Source organism: Bradyrhizobium sp. LA2.1 (assembly GCF_040547725.1).
Classification (GTDB): domain Bacteria; phylum Pseudomonadota; class Alphaproteobacteria; order Rhizobiales; family Xanthobacteraceae; genus Bradyrhizobium; species Bradyrhizobium barranii.
Genome location: NZ_JBEPQI010000033.1, coordinates 20847 through 46296, shown reverse-complemented (window position 1 = coordinate 46296; position 25450 = coordinate 20847). Strand labels below are relative to the sequence as shown.

Here is a 25450-nt window from a genome sequence, read left to right as displayed (position 1 = left end):
GGTATCTCTCCGCGAGTCCGCTCTTTCTGAATTTGCGGACGCGTACCCCTCATCCGGCGCTTCGCGCCACCTTCTCCCACAGGGGGAGAAGGAAGAAAGCGTAACTCACCTGAAAATATGCAGCGCCGCGTATTGCAGCAGCATGATCGCCTTGGCGTCGATGATGCGGCCGTCCGCGATCATCGCCAAGGCCTCGTCGATCGAGAGCTCCAGCACCTCGATGTCCTCGCCTTCGTGCTCAAGGCCGCCGCCGTCGCTGACCCGCATCTCCGGCTCGTACTCGGCGACGAAGAAATGCAGCTTCTCGGTGATGGCGCCGGGGCTCATGAACGCCTCGAATACCTTGTGGACGTGGTGCAGGCGATAGCCGGTCTCCTCCTCGGCCTCGGCGCGGATACGCACCTCGGGGGAGGCATCGTCCAGCACGCCGGCGGCCGCTTCGATCAGGAGATCGTCGTAGCCGCGGATAAAGGCCGGCAGGCGGAACTGGCGTACCAGGATCACCGTACGCCGTGCGCGATTATACGGAAGCACGGCGGCGGCGTTGTCGCGCTCATAGGTTTCCCGGTGCTGCGTCTGCCACTCGCCATTGGCGCGCCGGTACTCGAACGTCGTGGTCTTCAGCGTGGTCCAGCCGTCCGAGAGCACGCGGACGTCCTTGAGGCGGACGCGGTCGGAAATGGTCATTGCTGTTTTCCAGCTACGTTGTGGAAGCGCGGCCGTCGAGCCACTTCTGGAACATCACCGAGGTCGATTCCTCGAAACCCAGCGACTGGTAGAACGCATTGGCTTGCGCGTTCTCGCGGCGGACCAGCAGCTGCAGCTTCAAAATGCCGGCCTGGCGCAGCCAGTCCTCGGCCGCGGCCATGATGACGCGGCCATAGCCGCGTTTGCGGATGTCAGGATCGACCGCGACGTAATAGACCCAGCCGCGATGGCCGTCATGGCCGACCATGGCGGTGGCGACGATCGCGCCGCTGTCGCGGCCGATCAGCACCGTCGAATTGTCACGCCGCCGCGCCAGCGCGATGTCGGCATGCGGATCGTTCCAAGGGCGCGTCAGGCCGCAGCGCTGCCACAGCGCGACGACGGGCTCGACATCGGCGTCGGTGATCGCATCGATCGTAAGTGAGACGCTCACAGCACCTTCCCCGGATTCATGATGCCGAGCGGATCGAGCATCGCCTTGATCGACCGCATCAGCTCGATCGCGGTCTTGTCCTTCACCTCCGGCAGTTCGTCGCGCTTGAGCACGCCGATGCCGTGCTCGGCCGAGATCGAGCCGCCCATGCGCAGCACGATCTCGAACACGACCGCATTCATCTCGTGCCAGCGCGCCAGGTAATCCGCGGTGTTGGCGCCGATGGGCTCGCTGACGTTGTAGTGCAGATTGCCGTCGCCGAGATGGCCGAACGGCACCGGCCGTGCGCCGGGGATCAGTTTCACGACGGCGGCATTGGCTTCGTCGATGAAGGCGGGCACGGCGGCGACCGGCACGGAGATGTCATGCTTGATCGAGCCGCCCTCCGGCTTCTGCGCCGACGACATCTCCTCGCGCAGCTTCCAGAAGCCGTTGCGCTGGGTGAGGTTGGCCGCGATCACGGCGTCGTCGACGATCTCGTCTTCCATGGCGCGCGTCAGGATCGTCTCCAGCGGCGTGCGGGCATCGTCGCCGGGGGAGGACAATTCCATCAGCACGTACCAGGGATGTTTTGCTTCGAGCGGATCGCGCACGTCGATGCCGTGGCGGACCGAGAAGTCGACCGCCATCTCCGACAGCAGCTCGAAACTCGTCAGCGCATTCGCGGCTTCGCCTTGCGCGATGGTCAGCAGCTTCAGCGCCGCCGCCGGCGATTTCAGCCCGACGAACGCGGTCTCGATCGCCCGCGGCTTCGGAAACAGCTTGAGCGTAGCCGCGGTAATGATGCCAAGCGTGCCTTCCGCGCCGATGAAGAGGTTGTGCAGATTGTAGCCGGTGTTGTCCTTCTTCAGCTTCGACAACACGTTGAGCACGCGACCGTCGGCGAGCACCACCTCGAGCCCCAGCGCCATCTCGCGCGCGACGCCATAGGCGAGCGCGGCGGTGCCGCCGGCATTGGTCGAGAGATTGCCGCCGATGGTGCAGCTGCCTTCCGCGCCGAGCGAGAGCGGAAACAGCCGGCCCACGTCGGCCGCCTTCTGCTGCGCGACCTGGAGCACGACGCCGGCCTCGCAGGTCATGGTGTTGGACGCGGTGTCGACCTCGCGGATCTTGTCGAGCCGGCGCAGCGACACCACCACTTCGCCGTTGTGGGGCGTCTGGCCGCCGACGAGCCCGGTGTTGCCGCCCTGCGGGACCAGCGCGATTCTGTGCGCCGAGGCGAGCTTGCAGATGTCAGAGACTTCCGCCGTCGAGCCCGGGCGCAGCACCAGCGGCGAGCGGCCGTGAAACAGGTTGCGCTCCTCGGTGACGTAAGCCTCGATGTCGGCCGCGTCGGTGATGGCATGGCGGTCGCCGACGATCTTGCGGAATTGTTCGATCAGCTCGGGCGCAAGCGGCGGGGTGGCAGATTTATTGACGTTCATGCTCTTGTCTCTTCTTCGCTCTTATCTCTTGCGCATGATCTTATGAAAACCGCTGCACACTTTTCCGGATCATGCGCTATCGGGCGACCGCGGCCCGGCGCAGCCGGTCGTTGATGGCCTCGCCAAGTCCTTCTTCCGGCACCGCCATCACCGCGATCGCTCGCGGGCTCTTCGCATCGAGGGCGCGAAGATAGCCGAACAGATTGGTGGCGGCTTCATCGAGATCAGCCGCGGGCGACAAATTCATGACGGCGGCGGCGGCCTCGAGGCCCGGCAGGCGGGCAGGTCCGAACGCCAGCAGCGCTTCACCCGCTGCCACATCGCGCGCATTGAGCCGCACGCTGGCGCGTGGCGCGTAGTGCGAGGCCAGCATGCCCGGCGCCAGCGGCTGGCTGTCGTCGCTCTCGGCCTCGGCAGGCGGCCGCGCCAGCGGCGCGCCGAGCACGGCCTCGATCCGCTCGCGCGACAGCCCGCCGGGGCGGAGCAGCATCGGGGCGTCGAAACAGCCGACGATGGTCGATTCGACGCCGACCGCGACCGGTCCGCCGTCCACGATCAGGTCGATCCGCCCGGCAAGGTCGCTTTCGACATGGGCTGCCAGTGTCGGCGAGACATGGCCGGAGATGTTGGCCGACGGCGCCACCACGGCCCCGCCGAAGGCGTGCAGGATCGCCTCCGCCACCGGATGGGCGGGAATGCGGATTGCGACCGTGTCGAGCCCGGCGGTGGCCAACTCGGCCACCGGACAGTCGACCGTCTTCGGCACCACCAGCGTCAGCGGCCCCGGCCAGAACGCTTCCGCAAGCCTCAACGCACGCGCGTCGAAACGGCCGATCCGGCGCGCGGCGGCGAGATCGGCGACATGGGCGATCAGCGGATTGAAGGCCGGCCGCCCCTTGGCGGCGTAAAGATGGGCGATCGCGGTGGCATTGGCGGCGTCCGCACCGAGCCCGTAGACCGTCTCGGTCGGAAACGCGACCAGCCCGCCGGCGGCCAAAATCCGGGCGGCAGCTTCCGCGCCGGCCTGGCCGGCCGGTAAAATCAGCGTTTCAAGACCCGTTTTCACAGGGACAAAATTCCTCATGCCGGCCGCTTGCGGTGCGTCAAACCCGACGCTATAAGCCGCCTTCTTGTCGGAGTGTGGCTCAGCCCGGTAGAGCACTGCGTTCGGGACGCAGGGGTCGCAGGTTCGAATCCTGCCACTCCGACCATTCTTCCAAAAGTCGACGTTTTCCAGAGGCTTGGCGGACCGGCCGCCAGCGCCTCGGGAGCGCCTTTTTGCAACGATTTTCGGGGCGGGTCCACGGCCGATTTGGCCGGACAGGGGCGTCTGCCGCGGCGGCATGGCTCTACATTCGCCGGCCGATGGTCCGATGCTGGACAGTAGGTCAGTAGACTACCGCCGCGCCACCAGCACGCCCACCAGGAACGCCACCATCAGTGCCGGCAGTGGCGCCTCGCGCACCATGCCGCGAACGATGTCCGGCCAGTGCTGCTCCGGGACGAGGCTTGGAGACCTGACTTCAGCCATCGGTGTCATGCCCCAGTCCGAGGCAAGTTCGGCGATCTCGCTCGAGGCCAAACGCACGTCGTCGCGGACACGGAAGATGGCGGCGTCGGATCGCTCGCGCGGCGCCAGCGCCATCAGCGTCGCGACAGCAGTGCGCAACGTCATCTCACCAAAACCTTGCAGCCTCACCGACTCCTCGGGATCGGATGTCATGCAAAATCCCTCACAGCGCGAAGTGGTGCGCGATGGTGAATGCCGCCGTCGCGCACAGGACCAGCGTGGACACCGCGCCGGCCACCCCGCGCGCGAGATGGGCTCGCGTCAGGTGCCTGGTCATGATTTTGCTCCATGCTCTGCATGGCAATGGCGGCGAGGAAGGTTGGTTCCTCGCGCGTCGCTCGAATCGCCCGACGCTCTACTTCCGCAAGAGCTCGCTCAAGGCCGCCGTCGCCTCGGCGCAGCGGATGTCGTCGATCTCGCGCGACAGGCTGAGCGCGCCGGATCTCAGTTCTTCGAGCCTCCAGCTCTCCGGATGCTGGCTTTCGAGCTGACCGAGACGCTTGTTGAGGTCATCCAGTCTCGATTGGAGCTGCCCGATGCTGGCGGCCCCATTCACTTTCCAAACGCGCTGTGCACGCATCGTAGTTCCCCTGCTAGTCTCACGGCGTTGTGAGCGGGGTTCGTGGCTGGAATGGGAGTTTCTTTTGTCCGGCTTCAGACGGTGGGGAACCGTTGCAAAAGGGCAACGCGGGTTCCTGCGCGTTGACCGGCGCGGACAGGGCTATCGCCCATCGCCCGCGCCCTTCTGTAGATGCCGTCGCGTTGCCTGGTCGGGCCCGGCACGATCCGCGTCAGGCGGCGCTCGGCCACCCGGTTGATCGCTTTTCGATGCGGCTTTCCAGGATCGCGATGCTCACCTGGAGATTGTCGCGCCGGGCTCTCAGGTTCTGCGCGAGCATCGGGTAGGCGAGATTGTTTGGATCGGAGATTCCGGCCCTCCGCTCTTCCTCCTGAATGTCGGCGTCGAGCATTTGCGTGCGCCAACGCAGATCGGAGATCAGGACGTGGAGCTGTGTCGGGATGGTCGCTTCGAAACGGGACGTCGATTGCATAGGATCGCCTCACTATGAAACAGACCCACTGCGGGTCTGAGGGATTGGCGGACGAGCAGCAAGGAGAGTGCCAGCGCGCCGGCTGAGGGCGAAGGCCTGCCGGGCGGCCGAAGGGGTGACACTCTCCCCTTCGTCATTCCGAGGCGATGCGCAGCATTGAGCCCGGAATCCATCGGGCCGCAGTTGCGCTGCGACATGGAATCTCAGATGCGCAATTGCGCATCATAGCCCGCCGCTTCGCCGCGCTCCGGAATGACGGTGGCATGCCCGGGTGTTTCGCTTTGCTGTCAACCTACCCGTGCCAAAATATTCCACTTTACCGAAATTCGGAAATGGCGTATGTGTTGCCCATCCCGGCTCATCAAGAGGGGCGATCTTGTGTCGTCACGTGTCGCGAGCCGGGCTTGCGGTGGACGCGGCAGCGTCGGGCGCGAGAGGTTAAAGGCAGGGCGGATTGCTCTCCGTGAGCCCAGAACTTCGTGCCGGATGAGCGGCGCTGTCAGGTTCGTCTCGTCTGTAAGTTTCCGGCTCCGTCGACAGGGCTGGAAAAACTGCGGCGACATGGCGGGCCGTGCGTACGGCAAAACCGTGTGGTCCTGACCGTCGTCGCTACGGTCAAGTGCTTTGCGGATGCGGCAGTCGCGTCAACCGGCGCGGCGTCGGCGACTTTCGCAAGGACGAGGGAGGCCAGAAGGAACTCGGCTCCCGGGAGAGCACGGCATAAGCCGTCCGACCACTGCGCAGGGAAGGCCGAGTGATTGGCACCACCTGTATGCTGCTGTGCGGTTTCCTTGCGCACCATCTTCGCGCAGCGGACCCCGGGTGCGAGGTCAGCACCCGGCCTTCCCTGCGCCCTCTTGGCTTCGAGGGTGGAACGTCAAAGCAAAGCTCGGGCGAATTGGGCCGCGAGGATGCGAAGACGTGTCTGCGACCAGGCACTCGCTGTCGTCGCCCGGCTTGACCGGGCGATCCAGTATTCCAGAGACGGCTGTGATTGAGCCGAGAGGCCGCGGCGCACTGGATTCCCCCGCTTGCCGCCTACGCTAAAGCTTCGGCGGCCCTGGACCTCAGCCCCGGCGAACCCTTGGCGTAGCCGGGTCGCCGGGAATGACAGTGGTATTTGGAGGACGACGCCGATGCCCCCTTGCTCCGTCATTGCGAGCGCAGCGAAGCAATCCAGAGCCTTTCCGCGGAGGGATTCTGGATTGCTTCCGCCTTCGCTGAAGCTTCGGCGGACAAGTCGCTGCGCTCGCAATGACGATGGGGAGAGAGCGTGCCCTCCATCCACCCCCATTCACAGCTCCGTGCCTTGATTCGGGAACAATCATTCCCTATTATCCCGCAATGCAAAAAGCCGCGCGCCGTCCCCAGCCTGCTGCCCGTCCACCCGGACGCCCCCGGGAATTTGACATGGACACTGCGCTCGACCGCGCCGTACGCGTATTTTGCGAGCGGGGTTATCATGCCACCTCGATCGGCGACCTGACCGCCGCCATGCGGCTTGCCACCGGCAGCGTCTACAAGGCGTTTCGCGACAAGCAGGCCGTGTTCCTGGCCGCTTTCGAGCGCTATGCCACCGTGCGCCGGGAGCAGACCCGCAGCGCGGCCGCGCGCGGCGCCAACGGTCGCGAGCGACTGCGCCATATGTTGCTGTCCTATGTCGAGCACTCCCAGGGCATCGAGGGCCGTCGCGGCTGCATCGTGGTCGGCGGTGCGGTCGAGCTCGCCGCGCTCGATCCGGACGTCCGCGCCCGCGTCAACGCCCAGCTCGAGACCAACGAGACCTTCATCGCCGGCCTCATTCGCGAGGGCCAGGCCGATGGCTCGATTCCCGCCCATGTTGCGATCGACGACACCGCGCGGCTGATGATCTGCATCACGCAGGGAATGCGCGTCGTCGGCAAGGCGCGCCTGCCGCTCGACGGCGAGCGCCTGGTCGGCGTCGCGATGAAACTGCTCGACTGAATTTGTGCCCTATTAGGGAATGATCATTCCCGATATCTGGAGTCTGTTGGAATGACGATGAATGCCACGATCGAGACCGCACCCGGGCCGGATGCGGTGTCGCAACGACTGACCTTCGTGCTTGCCGCGGCCTGTGGCATGGTCGCCGCCAACATCTACTACGCCCAGCCGCTGATCGCCCCGATCAGCGCCGCGCTCGGCCTCTCGCATGCGGCGGCCGGGCTGATCGTCACCATGACGCAGATCGGCTACGGCGTGGGGCTTCTCTTCATCGTGCCGCTCGGCGACCTCGTCGAGAACCGCGCGCTGATCTGCTCCGTCATCACGCTCGGCGCGGCTTCGCTGCTGGCCGCCGCGTTCGCCACCCACGCGCTGCCGTTCCTGATCGCCGCGCTGTTCATCGGCCTCGGCTCGGTCGCCGTGCAGATCATCATTCCCTATGCGGCACACCTTGCGCCGGAAGCCATTCGCGGCCGCGTCGTCGGCAATGTCTCGACCGGATTGATGCTGGGCATCATGCTGGCGCGACCGGTGTCGAGCTTCGTCACGGCAGCGCTGTCATGGCACGCGGTGTTCTTCGTCTCCGCCGCGCTGATGATCGTGCTCGCGGCGGTACTGTGGACGACGCTGCCGAAGCGCAAGCCGGTCGCGCGCATGCATTACGGCACGCTGCTGCTGTCGATGCCGCATCTGGCCCGGACCACGCCGCTGCTCCGGCGCCGCGCGCTCTATCAGGCGAGCCTGTTCGGCGCCTTCACCCTGTTCTGGACGGTGGCGCCACTCCAGCTCGCCAGCGAATTCGGCTTCTCCCAGCGCGGCATCGCACTGTTCGCGCTCGCCGGCGTGGCCGGCGTGTTCGCCGCCCCGATCGCGGGGCGGCTCGCCGATCGCGGCCATAGCCGCATCGCGACGCTGGTCGCCACGCTGCTGGCGGCCGCCGGCTTCCTGGTGACCTATATCGGCGCGGCCGGCTCGATGCTGAATCTCGCCTGCCTGGTCGTGGCCGCGATCGCCATCGATATCGGTGTCCAGGGGAACGTCGTGCTCGGCTTCCGCGCCATCTTCGTGCTCGGGCATGAGCACCGCAGCCGCCTCAACGGCCTCTATATGGCGACGTTCTTCGCCGCCGGCGCTGCCGGCTCTGCGGTCGGCGCCTGGGCCTTCGCGCAAGGCGGCTGGGCGCTGGCGTCGGCCATTGGCCTTGCTCTGCCCGTCGCGGGCCTGCTCTATGCGGCGACAGAGTAGCGGTACGATCGTGCCCGCGGCCGTTTACCAAGCCCGGGATACGCAGCCCAGCACCGTGCGATTTCCGTCTCGCGGTTTCCCTGCGGCTGTAGTACTTTGGTCGCAAGCGAGCCCGGTTAACGGGCGGCAGGGGGAGGCTGATGAGGCGTGCGGGACTGGTTGGCGTACCGCGGGTACGGCCATGGTCGTGGCAGGCGTTTCTGCTCGGATTCATCGTCGTCGCCGTGTCGGCCGCGCTTCAAGGCGTCTGCGTCGCGCTCGGCGCGAAGCTCTATTTCGCGGCGTTCCTGCCCAGCCTGTTCGTGCTCGGGATCGTCGCGGGCGCGCCGGCGGCGGTGTTCGCCGCGCTGCTCACCGTTCCGCTGGTGTGGTGGGCGTTCATCCCGCCGTTCTTCCAGTTCATGCCGCTCTCCAGCGCGGGCGCGGATTCCATCAACCTGTTCTGCCTGCTCGCGGTGCTCTTGATCGGCCTTGCCGATCTCTGCCGCGAGACGATGGCAATGATCAGCCGCGGCGGGCTGAAGCCCTCGGGCGAGAGCACGGCAACGAATTCGCAATAAATGCGCTTCGCGCGGAAGCGGCGCGTTGCGCCGGCGCAACAGTCCGGCAACCATCCGCGAGCTTGGTGCGCGCCGCTAACTTTTCGAAAAAGATTTGGCCGCAATTTCTCCCCCGGGAATGACGAGGGAGTTTTTGAACATGAACGGTCACGCCATCTTTGAGAACGTGCGCCGCTATCGCGGCATCGCATCGCTCTATCGCCAGACCGCTGCATTCCGCCCGGGCCAGAGCTGGTCGCTTCTGGAGCAGGCGAGCGAGTGGGAAGCGCGGGCGCTGTCGGAGCTGGAAGCCTATTTCGCCGCGCGCGCGGATTACGCCGCCGTCCAGCGCGCTGCCTGATCGTTAACCATCACAGGTATTCGTATCGATGACGAACGGCGTGAACGACACGCGATGGGACGCAGACGTTCGCGCCATAGCCGTCAGAACCGGTAGCTCGCCTGAACCCTCACCGTGCGGCCCTGGCCGGGCGAGATGTTGTTGTTGCCGTCGGCGGACGCCCAATAGCCGCGGTTGAAGATATTCTCGACCGTGAGCTGCGCCCGCCAGTTGGCATCGATCGTGGCGTAGACGCCGGCATCGAAGCGCACGAAGCTCGGTAATCTCACCGTGTCATCCGACGATGCAAAGGAATCGCCGAAATAGATGATGCCGAGCGCGGCCGCCCACATCGGCGTGAACTGGTACTTGTTCCACCAGGCGAACTGATTGTACGGCACGAGCTGCACGCGATTGCCCGGCACCACGGTCGCCGATGTCGCGCTGGTGATCTTCGCATCGGTATAGGCGTAACCGAGCGTGGACTGCCATTGCTCGGTGACGTAGCCGACGAGGCTCGCCTCGAAGCCGCGCGTCAGCGTGCTGCCGGAGGGCAGGAAGAAGCCGGGATTGTTGCCGTCGGCGATCGGCTGGTTGGTGCGGTTAAGATTGTAGATCGCGGTCGAGAACAGCAGCCTCGGATTGATGTTCCACTTCATGCCGACTTCGGTGTTCTCGAACTTCTGCGGCTGGAGGATCAGCGTGCCGTCGTTGAGCGAGGAGAACTGGTCGCCGGAGGCTGGCAAATAGGAGATGCTGTAGGCGGTGTAGACCGACATCGTCTCCATAGGCTTGAGGAGCACGGCCGCTTGCGGCGAGACCAGATTGTCGGTGCGATTGCGGTTGAGGTTGGTGTTCATGTCCAGCGCCGACATCTCGAAGCGGTCGAACCGCGTGCCCACGATGAGCTGGAGCGCGCGCGAGAACTCGATGGTGTCGCGCAGGTAACCGGACTCGACGTTCAGCGCATATTTGCTGTTCGAATCCGGTGTCGTGACGCCATCGGTGTTGGTGCCGGTGAAGTGGTGGACGAAGTTGACCGGCCCGAAATAGGTCGGCGCGAACGGGTTCTGCACGATGGTATTGGTGCCGTTCGGGAAGACGCCGGTGTTGCGGATATCGACACCGGTCTGGCGGCCGAACTCGGTGCCGAAGCCCACCGTGTGCGCGATCGGGCCGGTCCAGCCCTTGTAGGTGAAGTCGGTCTGGTTGAAGACGTTGTCGCGGTTGGTCGTGTGCTGATAGGCGCCAAGGTTGACCGCGGTGTCGGCTGCGTTGACGGCACCGGCGAGCGGCCCGCCGGTGGGATAGACATTCTGGTAGAACTTCTGGTAGTCGGCCGCCATCGTGCCGTTGCGCACCGACAGTCCGTTCTGGAAGTCGTGCTCGATGATCGCCATGCCGGTCTGCACCGTGGCTTGCGCGGTATTGAGGCTGGGGCTGCCGAAGAACGTCTGGAGATTGCCGTTCGGCGCGAACGGCGTCGTCGGATTGAAGCGCGTGACGCCGCCGGGAAGGCCCTGCGAGGGATTGCCGCGATCGGCGGTGCGGCCGTCGTGGTAATATTCGTAGGACAGCTTGATCTTGGTGAAGTCGTCGGGCTTCAGCGTAACGGTCGGGTTGATGCCGTAGCGTTCGAGATGGTTGAAGTCGCGGAACGCATCGCTGCCCTCGTAGAACACGTTCAGCCGGGCTGCCACGTTGTCGTTGACGGCTTGGCCCGCGTCGAGCGTGACGCGCCGGTCGCCCCACGAGCCCGTCTGCCCCGTCGCCTGGTAGATGCGGGTGCCATCGGCCTCCTTGAGGGTGCGGTTGAGCACGCCGCCGCCGGCGCCGCGGCCGAAGGTCAGGGCGCTCGGGCCCTTCAGCACCTCGATGCTTTGCGCGTTGTACAGGTCGCGGAAATATTGCACGTCGTCACGAAAGCCGTTGACGAAGAAGTTGGCGCTGGAATCGACGCCGCGGATGACGAGCTCGTCGCGATTGCCTTCGCCCTGGTGGACGGCGACGCTCGGGACGTAGCGCGTGACATCGGTCAAGCCCTGATAACTCTGGTCGCGGATCTGCTGCTGGGTGATGACGGAAAGCGATTGCGGGATGTTGACGATCGGCGTGTTCGACTTGGTGGCGACGGAGGTGCTGTTGGCGAAATAGCCGACGGTGCCGGTGCGCGCGTCCTGCGATGGCATGAAGGGCTGTGGCGCGGCGGTCGTCTCCGGCCGCCGTGCCGTTTGCGTCCGGCGGCTCCGCGTGCCGCTCGACCGGCGTACGGCCGAAGCGGGATTGGTACGGCGCTGTGCTTCCGGCGCGGTCACGGTGACGGATGGAATCGTCACGCCTTGTGCGGGCGTGGATTGCGCAAAGGCCTGCGGACTTGCGAAGAACGCAGCTGACGTCATCAGCGCGGTCAACACGCCTCCGATACCCGAAAAATTGCGCTTGGACATGTAGCTTGCGGCAGACAAAAGCTCTCCCGCGGCGGCGATGTGGCTCATCGCGCCCTCCCTGACTCTTTCAAAACTCGCCCGGATTCCCCATTGCACGGCCGGATGCGGGGCAAGGAGCATCCGTGCACGCGAAGTCACTGTGTGCATGAACAAAGTGACCGTGCGGCCATTCCGCGCAGGATGATTTGAATCGTTCGAAACTTGTCGGGTTCCAGGCGGTCACATGTTTCGGCGCGCCGGCAGGATCCGTGGCGACTACGGAGTTATCTCGGCGCCCGCGTGTGCTAGCACCAGACCGATCGAGATCTCCTACGTCGGCCGGGACCAGCGATGACCACCTTCAACCGTGTCTTCACGACGGAGCGTCTGCTCCAGATCATCGTCATTCTGGCGGCAACAGTTGCGATGAAGCTGATGGGCTGAATATCGGTGGGCTATTGCCCGCCGAACTCGGGCACGTCGGGCAAATAGTTCGAGCCCTCGGAGCCCAGGAAATCGAACATCGCCTGCGCCGGTGGCAGCAGCACCTTGTCGCTGCGGCGGATCACGTACCATTGCCGGACGATCGGAAGGCCCGCGACATCGAGCACGATGAGGCGGCCTTCGGCGAGCTCATGCGCCACCGTGTGGGCCGAGATGAACGCGATGCCGAGCCCGGCGATGACGGCCTGCTTGATGGTCTCGTTGCTGCTCATCTCCATGCCGATGATCGGCTCGAGATCCGATCTCTGGAACATGCCTTCCATCAGCGTGCGGGTCCCTGACCCGAGCTCGCGGGTGAGGAAGGTCTCGTGCACGAGGTCGGTCAGGTTGAGGCCGGAATCCTTCCCAAGCCAGTGTCCCTTGCGCGCGACGATGATGTGCGGATTGCGCCCGAGCTGACGCACGTCGACGCTGACGTCGGCCGGAGGCCGACCCATCACGGCGAAATCGAGATCGTAGCCGTGCATGGCCTCGCGGATCTCCTCGCGATTGCCGATCGTGAGCTTGATCTCGATCTTCGGATGCCGCTTCGAGAACGCCGCGATCGCATGCGGCACGAAGTATTTCGCGGTCGAGACCGCGCCGAGATGCACCGTGCCGCCGGTCCGTCCAGCGAGCAGATCGAGCGCGCCCTGGCAGTCCATGATCGCGGCCTCGACGCGTTCGGCGAGCGCCAGCACCTCCTTGCCTGCCTCCGTCAGCAGCATGCCGTCGCCGGTCCGCTGCACCAGCGGCAGGCCGGCGAGGTCCTGAAGCTGCCGGAGCTGCTGGGTGACGGCTGGCTGGGTCAGGCCGAGCTGGCTCGAGGCCGCGGTGACGCTGCCCTTCGCCGAGAGCGCCGCAAGCGAGCGGAGCTGCCGGATCGTCAGATGCCGAAGCTGGGCCGCCGCGTGGCCGGGGCCATTATAAGAAAATTCTTTGGCGCTCATTATGAATAGAAATTTTCCTTATTAAGCCGCCCCTGTCAATCTCCTCGTGTTGGGACTGACCGCACCGACCTCCAGCGGGGAGGGAACTGGATGCGGCGCCCGCAAGGGGATGGACGCAGATGACCGGGCAACTCAGGTTGGACGACCACCTTCAACGGTATTCCGAGACGGCGCCGCATGCGCTGGCCGTGGCAGCCGCAGTCGACGCCATCGCGGCGGCGGCGATCGAGATCGCCGACCTCATCGCCACCGGCGATTTCGCGGACGCATCGGGCCTGACCACCGGCCGCAACAGCGACGGCGATCTCCAGCGCGATCTCGACCTCCAGGCCGATGCGATCCTGCGCCGCTGTCTCAGCAGGCTGCCAATCGCGGCGCTGGCGTCGGAGGAGATGCGCGAGCCGCAAATCGGCGACCGCGAGGCAAAAATCTGCGTCGCGATCGATCCGCTCGACGGCTCCTCCAACATCGACATCAACATGACCGTCGGCACGATCTTCTCGATTCTGCCCGCCCCGGATGACCTGGCTCTCGCCTTCCATCAGCGCGGCTCGGCGCAGCTTGCTGCGGGGTTCGTCACCTACGGGCCGCAGACCTCACTGGTGCTCACGCTCGGCGACGGCGTCGACATCTTCACGCTCGACCGCAGGGCGGGCTGCTTCCGCCTCGCGCGCAGCGCCGTGCAGATCTCCGAGACGTGCGAAGAATTCGCGATCAATGCGTCGAACCGCCGCCACTGGGATACGCCGGTCCGCGCCTTCGTCGACGAATGTCTTGCCGGCGTAGAAGGGCCTGCCAACCACAATTTCAACATGCGCTGGATCGGTTCGCTGGTTGCGGAGGCCTACCGAATACTCACCCGCGGCGGCGTGTTCCTCTATCCCTCGGACGCGCGCCCCGGCTATGGCGACGGCCGCCTGCGCCTCACCTACGAGGCGCACCCGATGGCCATGATCATCGAACAGGCCGGCGGCTCCGCCACGACCGGGCGCGAGCGCATCCTCGAGCTATCGGCGCAGAGCCTGCACCAGCGCGTGCCGCTGATCATGGGCTCGAGCAACGAGGTGCAGCGCGTCGAGGAACTGCATTGCGATCCGCTGCTGGTCGCCAGCATCTCCGCACCGCTGTTCGCGCGGCGCGGCTTCTTCCGGCTGTGAGCGAGGCGACCCATGTCCAGGAAGCATCCGATCATCTCCATCACCGGCTCCTCCGGCGCCGGCACCACCTCGGTCAAGAAGACGTTCGAACAGATCTTCTTCCGCGAGAAGGTCAACGCCGTCTACATCGAGGGCGACGCCTTCCATCGCTTTGATCGTGCCGAGATGCGCACGCAGATGGCGAAGGAGGCCGAACGCGGCAACAGGCATTTCAGCCATTTCAGCCCCGAGACCAACCTGTTCGAGGAGCTGGAGCGTGCCTTCCGCGACTATGGCGAGACCGGCACCGCGACGACGCGGCACTATGTCCATGATGCCGAGGAGTCCGCACTGCACGGTACGGCGCCCGGGACCTTTACCGAATGGGAGCGGCTGCCGGAAAACTCGGACCTGCTGTTCTACGAGGGCCTGCACGGCGCCGTCGTCACCGACAAGGTCAGTGTCGCGCGCTATGCCGATCTCAAGATCGGCGTCGTGCCGGTCATCAATCTCGAATGGATCCAGAAGCTGCACCGCGACCGCAGCGCCCGCGGCTATTCGACGGAGGCCGTCACCGACACCATCCTGCGGCGGATGCCCGACTACATCCACTACATCTGCCCGCAATTCACCGAGACCGACATCAACTTCCAGCGCGTGCCGACGGTGGACACCTCAAATCCGTTCATCGCTCGCTGGATCCCGACGCCGGACGAATCGATGGTCGTGATCCGCTTCAAGAATCCGCGCGGCATCGACTTCCCCTATCTGCTGTCGATGCTTCCCCACAGCTGGATGTCCCGCGCGAACTCCATCGTGTGTCCCGGCGCGAAGCTCGATCTGGCGATGCAGCTGATCCTGACGCCGCTGATCATGCAGCTGATCGAGCGCAAGCGAAATCTGAAGTGAACAGGGAGAGAATCCGATGAACATCTCCGTCCACGCCGAAGCCGACATCACGGCAGTCACACACGGCGATCTCGCCAACGCCGTCCGCTTCCTTGCGGTCGACGCGATCGAGACCTCGCAGTCCGGCCATCCCGGCCTGCCCATGGGCATGGCCGATGTCGCGACCGTGCTGTTCTCGCGGTTCCTCAAGTTCGACTCCGCACACCCCAACTGGCCGGATCGCGACCGCTTCGTGCTGTCGGCGGGGCACGGTTCGATGCTGCTCTATGCGCTGCTGCATCTCACCGGCGGCGACGTCAGCCTCGACGACATCAAGGCGTTCCGGCAGTGGGGCTCGAAGACGCCGGGCCATCCGGAATACGGCCACACGCCGGGTGTCGAGACCACGACCGGGCCGCTGGGGCAGGGGATCGCGACCGCGGTCGGCATGGCGCTCGCCGAGCGCATGGCCAATGCACGGCACGGCGACGGCCTGGTCGATCACTTCACCTATGTGATCGCGGGCGACGGCTGCCTGATGGAAGGCATCAGCCAGGAGGCGATCTCGCTCGCCGGTCATCTCCAGCTCAGCCGGCTGATCGTGCTGTTCGACGACAACGGCATCTCCATCGACGGGCCGACGTCGCTGGCGACTTCCGATGATCAGCTCGCGCGCTTCGCGGCGTCCGGCTGGTCGGTCCGCCGTGTCGACGGCCACGACCCCGAAGCGGTTGCGCAGGCGATTGCCGAAGAGCGTGAGAGCACAAAGCCGTCGCTGATCGCCTGCCGCACCATCATCGGCTATGGCGCGCCGGACCGTCAGGGCACCGAGAAGGCGCATGGCGCGCCGCTCGGCACCGAGCAGACGGCGGCGGCGCGGCGGACGCTCGGGTGGGACTATCAGCCTTTCGTGGTCCCGATCCCGATCCTCAAGGCATGGCGGATGATCGGACAGCGCGGGCAGGTCGAGCGTCTTGCCTGGCTCGACCGCTACGAATGCGCGACGGCTGCGCAGCGCGAGCTCTTCATCGAGGGCAAGGCCGTTGCCCTGCCGGAGGCCTATGCCCAGGCTTCGGCGAAATTGCGCGAGCGTTTTGCCAGCGAGCGCCCGAAGCTGGCGACGCGGCAAGCCTCCCAACAGGTGCTCGACGGCATCGCCGGGACAATTCCCGGATTGGTCGGCGGCTCGGCGGACCTGACGCATTCGAACCTCACTCATGCCAAAGCGCAGACTCCGGTGGCGCGTGGTGCGTTCGCCGGCGGCTACATCCACTACGGAATTCGCGAGCACGGCATGGCCGCCGCGATGAATGGCCTTGCGTTGCATGGCGGATTCATCCCCTATGGCGGCACCTTTCTCGCCTTCTCCGACTACAGCCGGCCGGCGATCCGTCTTGCGGCCCTGATGCGGCTGCGTGTCATCCATGTGATGACCCACGACTCCATCGGTCTTGGCGAGGACGGTCCCACGCATCAGCCCGTCGAGCATCTCGCGGCGCTGCGCGTCATCCCGAATCTTCTGGTGTTCCGCCCCGCCGACGCGGTCGAGACGCTGGAAGCCTGGGACTGCGCGCTCGAGGCGGAAGATCGCCCCTCCGTGCTGTGTCTGTCGCGTCAGGCGCTGCCGACATTCCGCAGCGACGTGCGCGGCAGGAACCGTGTCGCGCGCGGCGCCTACCTCATCGTCTCGCCGGACGGCGGTCGCGACGTCACGTTGATGGCGACCGGCTCCGAAGTCTCGATCGCGCTGGAAGCCGCCCGCCTGCTCGCGACGGAACATATCCGCGCCGCCGTGGTCTCCGCGCCCTGCTTCGCGCTGTTCGAGGAACAGCCGGAGGACTACCGCGCCTGTGTGCTCGGCACCGCCCCGCGCGTCGGCATCGAGGCCGCCGTAGTCGGCGATTGGCATCGCTGGATCGGCACTGACGGCGAGTTCGTCGGCATGCGGGGCTTCGGCGCCTCTGCGCCGGCGCCCGTGCTCTACCGCGAATTCGGCATCACGCCACAAAGCATTGCCGAAGCCGCCCGGCGGGCGATCACCCGCGCCGGCAAGCCATAACAGGAGGAATCTTCGTGGCCCGTATCACCCTTCGTCAGCTGCTCGATCACGCCGCCAACCACGGCTACGCGGTGCCGGCGTTCAACATCAACAACATGGAGCAGGGTATTGCGATCATGCAGGCCGCGGCCGAGGTCGATGCGCCCGTGATCATCCAGGCCTCGCGCGGCGCACGCAGCTATGCCGGCGATCTCATGCTCTCGCACATGATCGACGCGCTGGAGCGGACCTATCCGGACATTCCGCTCTGCATGCACCAGGACCACGGCAATGACGAGGCGACCTGCGCCTCCGCCATCGCCCACGGCTTCACCTCGGTCATGATGGACGGCTCGCTCAAGGCCGACGCCAAGACCGCCGCCGATTACGACTACAATGTCGACATCACCCGCCGCGTCGTCGATCTCGCGCATTGGGTGGGCGCCTCCGTCGAAGGCGAGCTCGGCGTGCTCGGCTCGCTCGAGCATGGCGGCGGCGAGCAGGAGGACGGCCACGGCGTCGAGGGCAAGGTCAGCCACGACCAGCTCCTCACCGATCCCGACCAAGCCGTCGACTTCGTCCGCGCCACCAAGGTCGATGCGCTCGCGATCGCGATGGGCACGTCCCACGGCGCCTACAAGTTCAGCCGCCAGCCTGATGGCGACATCCTGGCGATGCGGGTGGTCGAGGAGATTCACCGCCGCCTGCCGAATACGCATCTCGTGATGCACGGCTCCTCCTCGGTGCCGCAGCCGCTCCAGGACATGTTCAATCAGTTCGGCGGCGAGATGCCGCAGACCTGGGGCGTGCCGGTGGAGGAGATCGTCCGCGGCATCAAGAGCGGTGTGCGAAAGGTCAACATCGACACCGACTGTCGCCTCGCGATGACAGCGGTGTTCCGCAAGGTCGCCGCGCAAACGCGCTCCGAGTTCGATCCGCGCAAATTCCTCAAGCCTGCGATGGATGCGATGCGCGAGCTCTGCCGCGATCGCTTCGAGCAGTTCGGCACCGCGGGCCACGCCAGCAAGATCAAGGTTATTCCCTTGAGCGAGATGGCGCGGCGCTATCGCGCCGGCGAGCTCGACCCGCGCATCGGCGCCCGCGAACCGGTCGCCGCCTAATCATTCAGAGAGAGAAGAGCAGGAGAGAGCCATGAATGCACACGCAGGAACCGTCCGGGGCAAAGAGCGCTATCGATCGGGCACGATGGAATACGCGCGCATGGGCTATTGGGAGCCCGACTACACGCCGAAGGACACCGATGTCATCGCGCTGTTCCGCGTGACGCCGCAGGAGGGCGTGGACCCCATCGAGGCGTCAGCGGCGGTTGCCGGCGAATCCTCGACCGCGACCTGGACGGTGGTGTGGACCGATCGCCTGACCGCTGCGGAGAAGTATCGCGCAAAGTGCTACCGTGTCGATCCGGTGCCCGGCACGCCGGGCTCGTACTTCGCCTACATCGCCTATGACCTCGACCTGTTCGAGCCCGGCTCGATCGCCAACCTGTCGGCCTCGATCATCGGTAACGTGTTCGGCTTCAAGCCGCTGAAGGCGCTGCGCCTGGAGGACATGCGCTTCCCGGTCGCCTATGTGAAGACGTTCCAGGGGCCGGCGACCGGCATCGTGGTCGAGCGTGAGCGGCTCGACAAGTTCGGCCGGCCGCTGCTGGGCGCGACGGTGAAGCCCAAGCTCGGCTTGTCCGGGCGCAACTATGGCCGCGTGGTCTACGAGGCGCTCAAGGGCGGGCTCGACTTCACCAAGGACGACGAGAACATCAACTCGCAGCCCTTCATGCATTGGCGTGACCGCTTCCTCTATTGCATGGAGGCCGTGAATCGCGCGCAGGCGGCGTCCGGCGAGGTGAAGGGCACGTACCTAAACATCACCGCGGGGACGATGGAGGACATGTACGAGCGCGCAGAGTTCGCGAAAGAGCTCGGGTCGTGCATCGTCATGATCGATCTCGTGATCGGCTACACCGCGATCCAGTCGATGGCGAAATGGGCACGGCGCAACGACATGATCCTGCATCTGCATCGCGCCGGTCACTCGACCTATACGCGGCAGAAGAGCCACGGTGTGTCGTTCCGCGTCATCGCGAAGTGGATGCGGCTCGCCGGTGTCGACCACATCCACGCCGGCACGGTGGTCGGCAAGCTCGAGGGCGATCCCAATACCACGCGCGGCTATTACGACGTCTGCCGCGAAGACTTCAACCCGACAAAGCTTGAGCATGGCCTGTTCTTCGACCAGTCCTGGGCGAGCCTGAACAAGATGATGCCGGTTGCCTCCGGCGGCATCCATGCCGGCCAGATGCACCAGCTGCTCGATCTCCTTGGCGAGGACGTCGTGCTGCAATTCGGCGGCGGCACCATCGGCCATCCCATGGGCATTGCGGCTGGCGCGATCGCCAACCGCGTGGCGCTCGAAGCGATGATCCTCGCCCGCAACGAGGGGCGCGACTACGTCCATGAGGGGCCGGAGATCCTGGCCAGGGCGGCCGAGACCTGCACGCCGCTGAAGGCTGCGCTCGAGGTCTGGAAGGACGTCAGCTTCAACTATCAATCCACCGACACGCCGGACTTCGTGCCGACCGCGCTGGAAACCGTTTGAGGAGTTCTGACATGAAACTGACCCAAGGCTGCTTCTCGTTCCTGCCTGATCTGACCGACGACCAGATCACGAAGCAGGTGCAATATTGCCTCGCCAATGGCTGGGCGGTGAATATCGAGTTCACCGACGATCCGCATCCCCGCAACACCTATTGGGAGATGTGGGGCCTGCCGATGTTCGACCTCCAGGACGCCGCCGGCGTGATGATGGAGCTCGCCGAGTGCCGCAGGGTCTACGGCGACCGCTACATCCGCATCAGTGGATTCGACTCCAGCCATGGCTGGGAATCGGTGCGGATCTCGTTCCTCGTCAACCGCCCGCCGCAGGAAGCCGAGTTCGACCTGGTGCGGCAGGAGGTGGGCGGACGTGCGATCCGCTACACCACCGTGCGCCGGCCGGCCGCGCACGCGTCGACCTAGTTACTCCTCTCCGCGCGGAGCACTCCCTGCTCCGTTTCCTTGGCGGACCACTGCTTCGCCGCTCCCCCCGCGGCGAAGCTCTTTTCTTCGAGGTGCCGATGCTTGATGTCCCTCATGCGACGACCGCTGAAACCAGCGAGACCAGTTTCGATCTCCGCAAGGAGGCCGAGGCGGCCGGGATCACCGACACGCTGCAACAGCTCGAGCAGGAGCTGATCGGCCTCCGGCCGGTCAAGAACCGCGTGCGCCAGATCGCGTCACTGCTGCTGATCGAGCGCATCCGCCAGCGTGCGGGACTGGCATCGTCACCACCGACGCTGCACATGTCGTTCACCGGTAATCCAGGCACGGGCAAGACCACGGTGGCGCTGCGCATGGCAAAGATCCTGCACGGTCTCGGTTTCGTGCGGCGCGGGCAGGTGATCTCGGTGACGCGCGACGATCTCGTCGGCCAGTATATCGGCCATACCGCGCCGAAGACGAAGGAGATCTTGAAGAAGGCGATGGGCGGCGTGTTGTTCATCGACGAGGCCTATTATCTGCACCGGCCCGACAACGAGCGCGATTACGGCCAGGAGGCGATCGAGATCCTGCTCCAGGTGATGGAGAACCAGCGCGAGGACCTCGTCGTGATCCTCGCCGGCTATGGCGAGCGGATGACGAGCTTCTTCGCCTCCAACCCGGGCTTCCGTTCCCGCATCGCCCATCACATCGACTTCCCGGACTATGCGGAAGCCGAGCTTCTCGTCATCGCCGAGCTGATGCTGAAGGAGCGTGGATACCGCTTCTCGGCCGCCGCGCGCGGGGCCTTCGAAAAATACATCGCGCTGCGCCGGACCCAGCCCTTCTTCTCCAATGCGCGCTCGATCCGCAACGCGGTCGATCGCATTCGCCTGCGGCAGGCCGATCGCCTCGTGTCCGATCTCGACCGCATGCTCGATGTCGCCGATCTCGAGACGATCGATCCGACGGATGTCCTTGCGAGCCGCGTTTTCAGCGGTGGTGCGGACGCGCAGAGGAGTGCGAAGCCATGACGAGAGAAATCCTCATCGCGCCTTCGATCCTGGCCGCCGATTTCGCGCGCCTCGGCGAGGAGATCAGGGCTATTGATGCTGCCGGCGCCGACTGGATCCACTGCGACGTCATGGACGGACACTTCGTGCCGAACATCAGCTTTGGCGCCGACGTCATCAAGGCGATCCGGCCGGCGACGGCGAAGATCTTTGACGTGCATCTGATGATCGCACCGACTGATCCCTATCTGGAGGCGTTCGCAAAGGCAGGCGCCGACGTCATCACGGTCCATGCCGAAGCCGGCCCGCATCTGGACCGCTCGCTCCAGGCCATCCGCGCGCTCGGCAAGAAGGCTGGTGTCAGCCTGTGTCCGGCTACACCGGAAGCCGCGATCGAATACGTGCTTGATCGTCTCGACCTCGTGCTGGTGATGACGGTCAATCCCGGCTTCGGCGGCCAGTCCTTCCTCGACTCCCAGATCGAGAAGATCAGGCGCATTCGAAGCATGATCGGCGACCGGCCGATCCGGCTCGAGGTCGATGGCGGCATCACGCGCGACAATGCCGCCGCCGTGGCTGCCGCGGGCGCCGACACCCTCGTGGCAGGATCGGCCGTGTTCCGCGGCAAGAGCAGCGCCGATTATGCGGGCAACATCGCCGCCATCCGCCATGCTGCGGAAGCCGGCAGGGTTCCGAACCTGCAACATGGTTCGGCGCAGACGATCCGGGCCGGCGAGGCCGCGCTCACCCGGTAGAATACGGCATACAGGCGTGGCAGAGCCGGCGTCGCACTTGTTGTGCCATGGCGTGCCATTCCGTCCGAGGTTCTACAGGGCATGCCGCACAGCGCAGCGGGCCTTCCTCGCGCGAGAGTTCTGCGCAGAAATGCAGGGCAATCTCATCGGGTGGCCGGAATCGATCGAACGGTATCTTGATCTGATCGGCATCTCCGTCGCGCGCCAGCGCTACGCCTGGCCAATGAGTTCCACGTGGAGTCCTCCGATAGGAACCAATGGGGCCTGCGCGTTTCCCAGACGTTAACCCAGGTTGCGCAGGGCGCCTCGCACGCAGTAAATGTTTTGCATAACCGCCATCGGCCTGACGTAAATCAGGGCAATAAGCTCAGTGAATGCGAGGGAGGGTCTCATGGAGAACGTACGTCGCTACCGGGCGCTGGCGTCTCTCTGTCGTCAGCAGGCGGCCTATCGGCCGCTCCAGAACTGGCAACTCCTTGGCCAAGCCGAACATTTCGAATATCTCGCCGAGATTGCGCTGAAGGCGCACTTCGACGCGTGCAATGCGCAACCCGAGGACGACGCCATCGCCACCGCGCCATTTGAGACCCCCGCCGCGGCGTGAGCGCGTCGGTCCGTTGCGGATCATCTCTCGATCAATGCGACATCAGCGTCGGGACCGTCATGGCTTCCAGCATGGCGCGGGTGACGCCGCCGAGGAAACGTTCCTGCAATCGTGAGTGGCCGTAGCCGCCCATGACCAAGAGATCGAGGCTCTCGTCGGCGGCCAGCGACAGGATGGTCGGCTGGATGTCGGCGCGTGCCGCCGACAGGCTGACCGTGCGGGTCGATAATCCGCGCCGGCCGAGGTGTCTTGCCAGACGGCTTGCCGAGACCTCGTCGGGAACCGCGTCGGCTTCGTTGATCGTGATGATCACGATCTCCTCGGCGCGGGCCAGGAAGGGAGCGGCGTCGCGCATCGCGCGGGCGGAGAGGCGGCTGCCATCCCAGCAGATGCCGATCCGGTTCGCCCTGAATGACCCACGAAAGGTGTAGGGCAGGAACAGCACCGGTCCGCCCGCCTGGAACAGGATCTCGCCGGGCATATCATTGTCGAATGAGCCTTGCGCCGGATCGGGCTGCAGCACGATGCTGAGATCGTGGAGCCGCGCCATCTCGCCGAGCGAGCCGGCTGCGTCCGCCGGGATTGCGCCGAGCGGGTGACAGGTGCAGGAGATGCCGGCGTTCGTGGCTTCGCTCCGAAATATCGCCAACGCGGCCTCGGCACGCTCCACCGCGCGCTCGCGCTCCATCTCGAACACGGCCGCTACGGCGGCACCGCCATCCAGGACATAGGCAGTGCTGCTCGCGACGTACCCGACGGCGACCGCGTCGACGTGTGCGTTGAGTCTCGCCGCGAGCGAGATCGAGCCGTCGATCACCGCGCTCATCGGGCGCTCGGTCGGGATGTGGACAAGAATGTCTTTGTACATGGCGCGCCTCCGGTGGACATCATCCAGTGGCCGCAGTCTATCACGGCGCAGGTGGCCTGCGTTGAGCCGCATCAAATGTGCAGCCCTGATTTTCGCGGCACCTTTGCCAAGATTTAATCGGACGGACGGGACGCCGTAAGGTGACGATGTCCATGTTGGGTGCAAGGCGACTTACCCAACATGGACATTTTGACATGAACGATCGCGTCAATTCCGACACCACCACGTCCCGCAAGATCTTGAAGCCGCGCCGGCTTGCGCTGCTGGGCACCGTGGCCGCGCTTGGCGTGGCCGTGCTCGCTGCCTCTCCCGCCTCTTCGCAGTTCGGTCTGAATTCCTTCATCGGGCCGGCCCAGGCGGCGGAAGCCGCCGCGACGCCGCCGGGCTTCGGCGATCTCGTCAGCAAGGTCAAACCCGCCGTCATCTCGGTGCGGGTCAAGATCGACCAGGACAACGACAAGAGCGCGATGCTGCAACAGAACCGGATGGATTCGGACGAGGATTCGCCGTTCGACCAGTTTTCGCGGCAGTTCGGCTTCCGCGGCCCGGGTGGCATGAACGGCATGCCGCGCCAGCGCCACCAGATGATCACGGGCGAAGGTTCCGGCTTCTTCATCTCCGCCGACGGCTATGCCGTGACCAACAACCACGTCGTCGATCATGCCGAGTCGGTGCAGGTGACCATGGACGACGGCACGAGCTACACCGCGAAGGTGGTCGGCACCGATCCGAAGACCGATCTCGCGCTGATCAAGGTCGATGGCAAGAGGGACTTCCCGTTTGTTAAATTCTCCGACCAGAAGCCGCGGATCGGTGACTGGGTGGTCGCGGTCGGCAATCCCTTCGGCCTCGGCGGCACCGTGACCGCCGGCATCGTCTCGGCCAACGGTCGCGACATCGGCAACGGTCCCTATGACGACTTCATCCAGATCGACGCGCCGATCAACAAGGGCAATTCCGGCGGTCCGGCCTTCGACATGAACGGCAACGTGATCGGCGTGAACACCGCGATCTTCTCGCCCTCCGGCGGTTCGGTCGGTATCGGCTTCGACATTCCGGCTTCGACCGCGAAGCTCGTCGTCGCGCAGCTGAAGGACAAGGGCTCGGTCACCCGCGGCTGGCTCGGCGTGCAGGTGCAGCCGGTGAGCGCCGAGATCGCCGACAGCCTCGGCCTCAAGGAGGCGCGCGGCGCGATCGTGGACAATCCGCAGGACGGCAGCCCCGCGGCGAAGGCCGGCATCGAGGCGGGCGACGTCATTACCGCCGTCAACGGTACCGCGATCAAGGACTCCCGCGATCTCGCCCGCACCATTGCCACCCTGGCGCCGGGCACCTCCGTGAAGCTCGACGTCTTCCACAAAGGCGCGAGCAAGACGGTGACACTCGCCCTCGGCGAGTTGCCGAACGAGCGGCAGGCCAAGGCCGGCGAGGGCAGGGCGCAGCCGAACACCGGCACGCCGCGCCTCGGTCTCAGCCTGGCGCCGGCCGGCGACGTCCAGGGCGCGGGCCAAAAGGGCGTGGTCGTGACCGAGGTCGATCCGCAGGGACCCGCCGCGCAGCGCGGCATCCAGACCGGCGACGTCATTCTCAATGTCGGCGGCAAGGCCGTTGCCAATGTCGGTGACGTCCGCTCCGAGCTGGCGCAGGCCAAATCATCCGGCAAGAACAGCGTGCTGTTGCAGGTGAAGAGCCAGGAAGCGACGCGGTTCGTCGCGGTGCCGCTGGCCTAAGCCTCGCGCTTCCCGCGGCAAACTCAAAAGGCGGCCTGCGGGCCGCCTTTTTCGTGCGCGTCTGGAAGATTCCCACAGGTGCCGATAACATTCTCGTTAACGGCAGCGTTGATGACGGGTTCGTCCGAAAAAGCCGCGTTCGCTCGTCACAGTTCGGAATCACGTGTTGGGCTTTGGCGTCAATGAAGACGCCCAGGCGAATTGCAGGAGTGGAACTTCGAACGCCCGGCCTTCTTGTGGAACCGGTGGTT

At 65.4% G+C, this 25450-nt stretch carries 24 protein-coding genes and 1 tRNA gene; 15 read left to right on the top strand and 10 right to left on the bottom strand.

What is annotated here, in order from left to right; translation table 11 throughout:
- Positions 1–105: 105 nt before the first annotated feature.
- The 4 genes from ABIB95_RS41275 to ABIB95_RS41260 all read right to left on the bottom strand — a co-directional run bounded on the left by ABIB95_RS41275 (position 106) and on the right by ABIB95_RS41260 (position 3631).
- The gene (locus tag ABIB95_RS41275) at positions 106–687 is read right to left on the bottom strand and encodes an NUDIX hydrolase (RefSeq protein WP_354248388.1); all 582 of its coding nucleotides are present in this window, start codon (positions 685–687) and stop codon (positions 106–108) included.
- Between the two features lie 13 nt (positions 688–700).
- Positions 701–1141: a GNAT family acetyltransferase gene (locus tag ABIB95_RS41270; RefSeq protein ID WP_354248386.1), complete on the bottom strand. Its 441-nt coding sequence runs from the start codon at positions 1139–1141 to the stop codon at positions 701–703.
- Positions 1138–2565 (bottom strand): FAD-binding oxidoreductase, encoded by a 1428-nt coding sequence (locus tag ABIB95_RS41265; protein ID WP_354248384.1) that lies wholly within the window; start codon positions 2563–2565, stop codon positions 1138–1140. Before ABIB95_RS41265 ends, ABIB95_RS41270 begins: the two co-directional genes overlap by 4 nt.
- A gap of 76 nt (positions 2566–2641) precedes the next feature.
- Positions 2642–3631 (bottom strand): L-threonylcarbamoyladenylate synthase, encoded by a 990-nt coding sequence (locus tag ABIB95_RS41260; protein ID WP_354248382.1) that lies wholly within the window; start codon positions 3629–3631, stop codon positions 2642–2644.
- Positions 3632–3699: 68 nt separating this feature from the next.
- Between ABIB95_RS41260 and ABIB95_RS41255 the strand changes: the two genes are divergently transcribed.
- A tRNA-Pro gene (locus tag ABIB95_RS41255) sits at positions 3700–3776 on the top strand.
- A 185-nt stretch (positions 3777–3961) separates the two neighbouring features.
- Here the strand turns inward: ABIB95_RS41255 and ABIB95_RS41250 are convergent.
- From ABIB95_RS41250 to ABIB95_RS41240, 3 genes are all read right to left on the bottom strand, one after another.
- Positions 3962–4288, bottom strand: coding sequence for a hypothetical protein (locus tag ABIB95_RS41250; protein ID WP_063984990.1), 327 nt, complete (start codon positions 4286–4288; stop codon positions 3962–3964).
- A 202-nt stretch (positions 4289–4490) separates the two neighbouring features.
- Positions 4491–4715, bottom strand: coding sequence for a hypothetical protein (locus tag ABIB95_RS41245; RefSeq protein ID WP_208073521.1), 225 nt, complete (start codon positions 4713–4715; stop codon positions 4491–4493).
- Between the two features lie 211 nt (positions 4716–4926).
- A complete protein-coding gene (locus tag ABIB95_RS41240) occupies positions 4927–5106 on the bottom strand; it encodes a hypothetical protein (protein ID WP_502917520.1) in 180 nt (59 codons plus the stop codon).
- Positions 5107–6531: 1425 nt separating this feature from the next.
- On the opposite strand from ABIB95_RS41240, the gene ABIB95_RS41235 reads away from it, so the two are divergent.
- The 4 genes from ABIB95_RS41235 (at position 6532) to ABIB95_RS41220 (ending at position 9297) form a co-directional block, all read left to right on the top strand.
- Positions 6532–7152, top strand: a complete 621-nt coding sequence (locus ABIB95_RS41235; RefSeq protein ID WP_502917925.1) for a TetR/AcrR family transcriptional regulator — start codon at positions 6532–6534, stop codon at positions 7150–7152.
- Between the two features lie 51 nt (positions 7153–7203).
- Entirely contained in the window at positions 7204–8397 is a 1194-nt protein-coding gene (locus ABIB95_RS41230; RefSeq protein ID WP_354248377.1) for an MFS transporter, read from the top strand.
- A 140-nt stretch (positions 8398–8537) separates the two neighbouring features.
- Entirely contained in the window at positions 8538–8957 is a 420-nt protein-coding gene (locus ABIB95_RS41225) for a hypothetical protein (protein ID WP_028148257.1), read from the top strand.
- A 139-nt stretch (positions 8958–9096) separates the two neighbouring features.
- On the top strand, positions 9097–9297 hold the full coding sequence (locus ABIB95_RS41220; RefSeq protein ID WP_014497279.1) for a hypothetical protein: 201 nt from the start codon (positions 9097–9099) through the stop codon (positions 9295–9297).
- Positions 9298–9380: 83 nt separating this feature from the next.
- On the opposite strand, the gene ABIB95_RS41215 is transcribed toward ABIB95_RS41220, so the two are convergent.
- The gene (locus ABIB95_RS41215) at positions 9381–11771 is read right to left on the bottom strand and encodes a TonB-dependent receptor (RefSeq protein ID WP_354248374.1); all 2391 of its coding nucleotides are present in this window, start codon (positions 11769–11771) and stop codon (positions 9381–9383) included.
- 386 nt (positions 11772–12157) lie between these two features.
- A complete protein-coding gene (locus ABIB95_RS41210; RefSeq protein ID WP_354248372.1) occupies positions 12158–13135 on the bottom strand; it encodes a LysR family transcriptional regulator in 978 nt (325 codons plus the stop codon).
- A gap of 119 nt (positions 13136–13254) precedes the next feature.
- Here ABIB95_RS41210 and ABIB95_RS41205 point away from each other — a divergent pair, with 119 nt between their 5' ends.
- The 9 genes from ABIB95_RS41205 to ABIB95_RS41165 all read left to right on the top strand — a co-directional run bounded on the left by ABIB95_RS41205 (position 13255) and on the right by ABIB95_RS41165 (position 22601).
- Positions 13255–14292: a class 1 fructose-bisphosphatase gene (locus tag ABIB95_RS41205; protein WP_247314189.1), complete on the top strand. Its 1038-nt coding sequence runs from the start codon at positions 13255–13257 to the stop codon at positions 14290–14292.
- Between the two features lie 12 nt (positions 14293–14304).
- Complete coding sequence (locus ABIB95_RS41200) at positions 14305–15180, top strand: phosphoribulokinase (RefSeq protein WP_354248370.1); 876 nt, start codon at positions 14305–14307, stop codon at positions 15178–15180.
- Between the two features lie 16 nt (positions 15181–15196).
- Positions 15197–17218 (top strand): transketolase, encoded by a 2022-nt coding sequence (gene tkt / locus ABIB95_RS41195; protein ID WP_354248368.1) that lies wholly within the window; start codon positions 15197–15199, stop codon positions 17216–17218.
- Between the two features lie 14 nt (positions 17219–17232).
- Positions 17233–18318: a class II fructose-bisphosphate aldolase gene (gene fba, locus ABIB95_RS41190; RefSeq protein WP_354248366.1), complete on the top strand. Its 1086-nt coding sequence runs from the start codon at positions 17233–17235 to the stop codon at positions 18316–18318.
- 31 nt (positions 18319–18349) lie between these two features.
- On the top strand, positions 18350–19810 hold the full coding sequence (locus ABIB95_RS41185) for a form I ribulose bisphosphate carboxylase large subunit (RefSeq protein WP_063984962.1): 1461 nt from the start codon (positions 18350–18352) through the stop codon (positions 19808–19810).
- Positions 19811–19821: 11 nt separating this feature from the next.
- Positions 19822–20229, top strand: a complete 408-nt coding sequence (locus ABIB95_RS41180) for a ribulose bisphosphate carboxylase small subunit (RefSeq protein ID WP_063984961.1) — start codon at positions 19822–19824, stop codon at positions 20227–20229.
- 98 nt (positions 20230–20327) lie between these two features.
- Positions 20328–21263 (top strand): CbbX protein, encoded by a 936-nt coding sequence (cbbX, locus tag ABIB95_RS41175; protein ID WP_063984960.1) that lies wholly within the window; start codon positions 20328–20330, stop codon positions 21261–21263.
- On the top strand, positions 21260–21997 hold the full coding sequence (gene rpe, locus ABIB95_RS41170) for a ribulose-phosphate 3-epimerase (protein WP_354248364.1): 738 nt from the start codon (positions 21260–21262) through the stop codon (positions 21995–21997). Before cbbX ends, rpe begins: the two co-directional genes overlap by 4 nt.
- Before the next feature lie 391 nt (positions 21998–22388).
- The gene (locus ABIB95_RS41165) at positions 22389–22601 is read left to right on the top strand and encodes a hypothetical protein (RefSeq protein WP_028148245.1); all 213 of its coding nucleotides are present in this window, start codon (positions 22389–22391) and stop codon (positions 22599–22601) included.
- A gap of 31 nt (positions 22602–22632) precedes the next feature.
- On the opposite strand, the gene ABIB95_RS41160 is transcribed toward ABIB95_RS41165, so the two are convergent.
- The gene (locus tag ABIB95_RS41160) at positions 22633–23469 is read right to left on the bottom strand and encodes a universal stress protein (RefSeq protein WP_354248362.1); all 837 of its coding nucleotides are present in this window, start codon (positions 23467–23469) and stop codon (positions 22633–22635) included.
- 194 nt (positions 23470–23663) lie between these two features.
- Between ABIB95_RS41160 and ABIB95_RS41155 the strand changes: the two genes are divergently transcribed.
- Positions 23664–25199 (top strand): Do family serine endopeptidase, encoded by a 1536-nt coding sequence (locus tag ABIB95_RS41155; RefSeq protein ID WP_354248360.1) that lies wholly within the window; start codon positions 23664–23666, stop codon positions 25197–25199.
- Positions 25200–25450 lie beyond the last annotated feature (251 nt).

Coding starts and splice junctions, on each gene's coding strand:
- ABIB95_RS41275 (WP_354248388.1), bottom strand. CDS start 687: ATGACCATTTCCGACCGCGTCCGCCTCAAGGACGTCCGCGTGCTCTCG.
- ABIB95_RS41265 (WP_354248384.1), bottom strand. CDS start 2,565: ATGAACGTCAATAAATCTGCCACCCCGCCGCTTGCGCCCGAGCTGATC.
- ABIB95_RS41250 (WP_063984990.1), bottom strand. CDS start 4,288: ATGACATCCGATCCCGAGGAGTCGGTGAGGCTGCAAGGTTTTGGTGAG.
- ABIB95_RS41245 (WP_208073521.1), bottom strand. CDS start 4,715: ATGCGTGCACAGCGCGTTTGGAAAGTGAATGGGGCCGCCAGCATCGGG.
- ABIB95_RS41240 (WP_502917520.1), bottom strand. CDS start 5,106: ATGCTCGACGCCGACATTCAGGAGGAAGAGCGGAGGGCCGGAATCTCC.
- ABIB95_RS41235 (WP_502917925.1), top strand. CDS start 6,532: ATGCAAAAAGCCGCGCGCCGTCCCCAGCCTGCTGCCCGTCCACCCGGA.
- ABIB95_RS41230 (WP_354248377.1), top strand. CDS start 7,204: ATGACGATGAATGCCACGATCGAGACCGCACCCGGGCCGGATGCGGTG.
- ABIB95_RS41225 (WP_028148257.1), top strand. CDS start 8,538: ATGAGGCGTGCGGGACTGGTTGGCGTACCGCGGGTACGGCCATGGTCG.
- ABIB95_RS41220 (WP_014497279.1), top strand. CDS start 9,097: ATGAACGGTCACGCCATCTTTGAGAACGTGCGCCGCTATCGCGGCATC.
- ABIB95_RS41215 (WP_354248374.1), bottom strand. CDS start 11,771: ATGAGCCACATCGCCGCCGCGGGAGAGCTTTTGTCTGCCGCAAGCTAC.
- ABIB95_RS41210 (WP_354248372.1), bottom strand. CDS start 13,135: ATGAGCGCCAAAGAATTTTCTTATAATGGCCCCGGCCACGCGGCGGCC.
- ABIB95_RS41205 (WP_247314189.1), top strand. CDS start 13,255: ATGACCGGGCAACTCAGGTTGGACGACCACCTTCAACGGTATTCCGAG.
- ABIB95_RS41200 (WP_354248370.1), top strand. CDS start 14,305: ATGTCCAGGAAGCATCCGATCATCTCCATCACCGGCTCCTCCGGCGCC.
- tkt (WP_354248368.1), top strand. CDS start 15,197: ATGAACATCTCCGTCCACGCCGAAGCCGACATCACGGCAGTCACACAC.
- ABIB95_RS41185 (WP_063984962.1), top strand. CDS start 18,350: ATGAATGCACACGCAGGAACCGTCCGGGGCAAAGAGCGCTATCGATCG.
- ABIB95_RS41180 (WP_063984961.1), top strand. CDS start 19,822: ATGAAACTGACCCAAGGCTGCTTCTCGTTCCTGCCTGATCTGACCGAC.
- cbbX (WP_063984960.1), top strand. CDS start 20,328: ATGCTTGATGTCCCTCATGCGACGACCGCTGAAACCAGCGAGACCAGT.
- rpe (WP_354248364.1), top strand. CDS start 21,260: ATGACGAGAGAAATCCTCATCGCGCCTTCGATCCTGGCCGCCGATTTC.
- ABIB95_RS41165 (WP_028148245.1), top strand. CDS start 22,389: ATGGAGAACGTACGTCGCTACCGGGCGCTGGCGTCTCTCTGTCGTCAG.
- ABIB95_RS41160 (WP_354248362.1), bottom strand. CDS start 23,469: ATGTACAAAGACATTCTTGTCCACATCCCGACCGAGCGCCCGATGAGC.
- ABIB95_RS41155 (WP_354248360.1), top strand. CDS start 23,664: ATGAACGATCGCGTCAATTCCGACACCACCACGTCCCGCAAGATCTTG.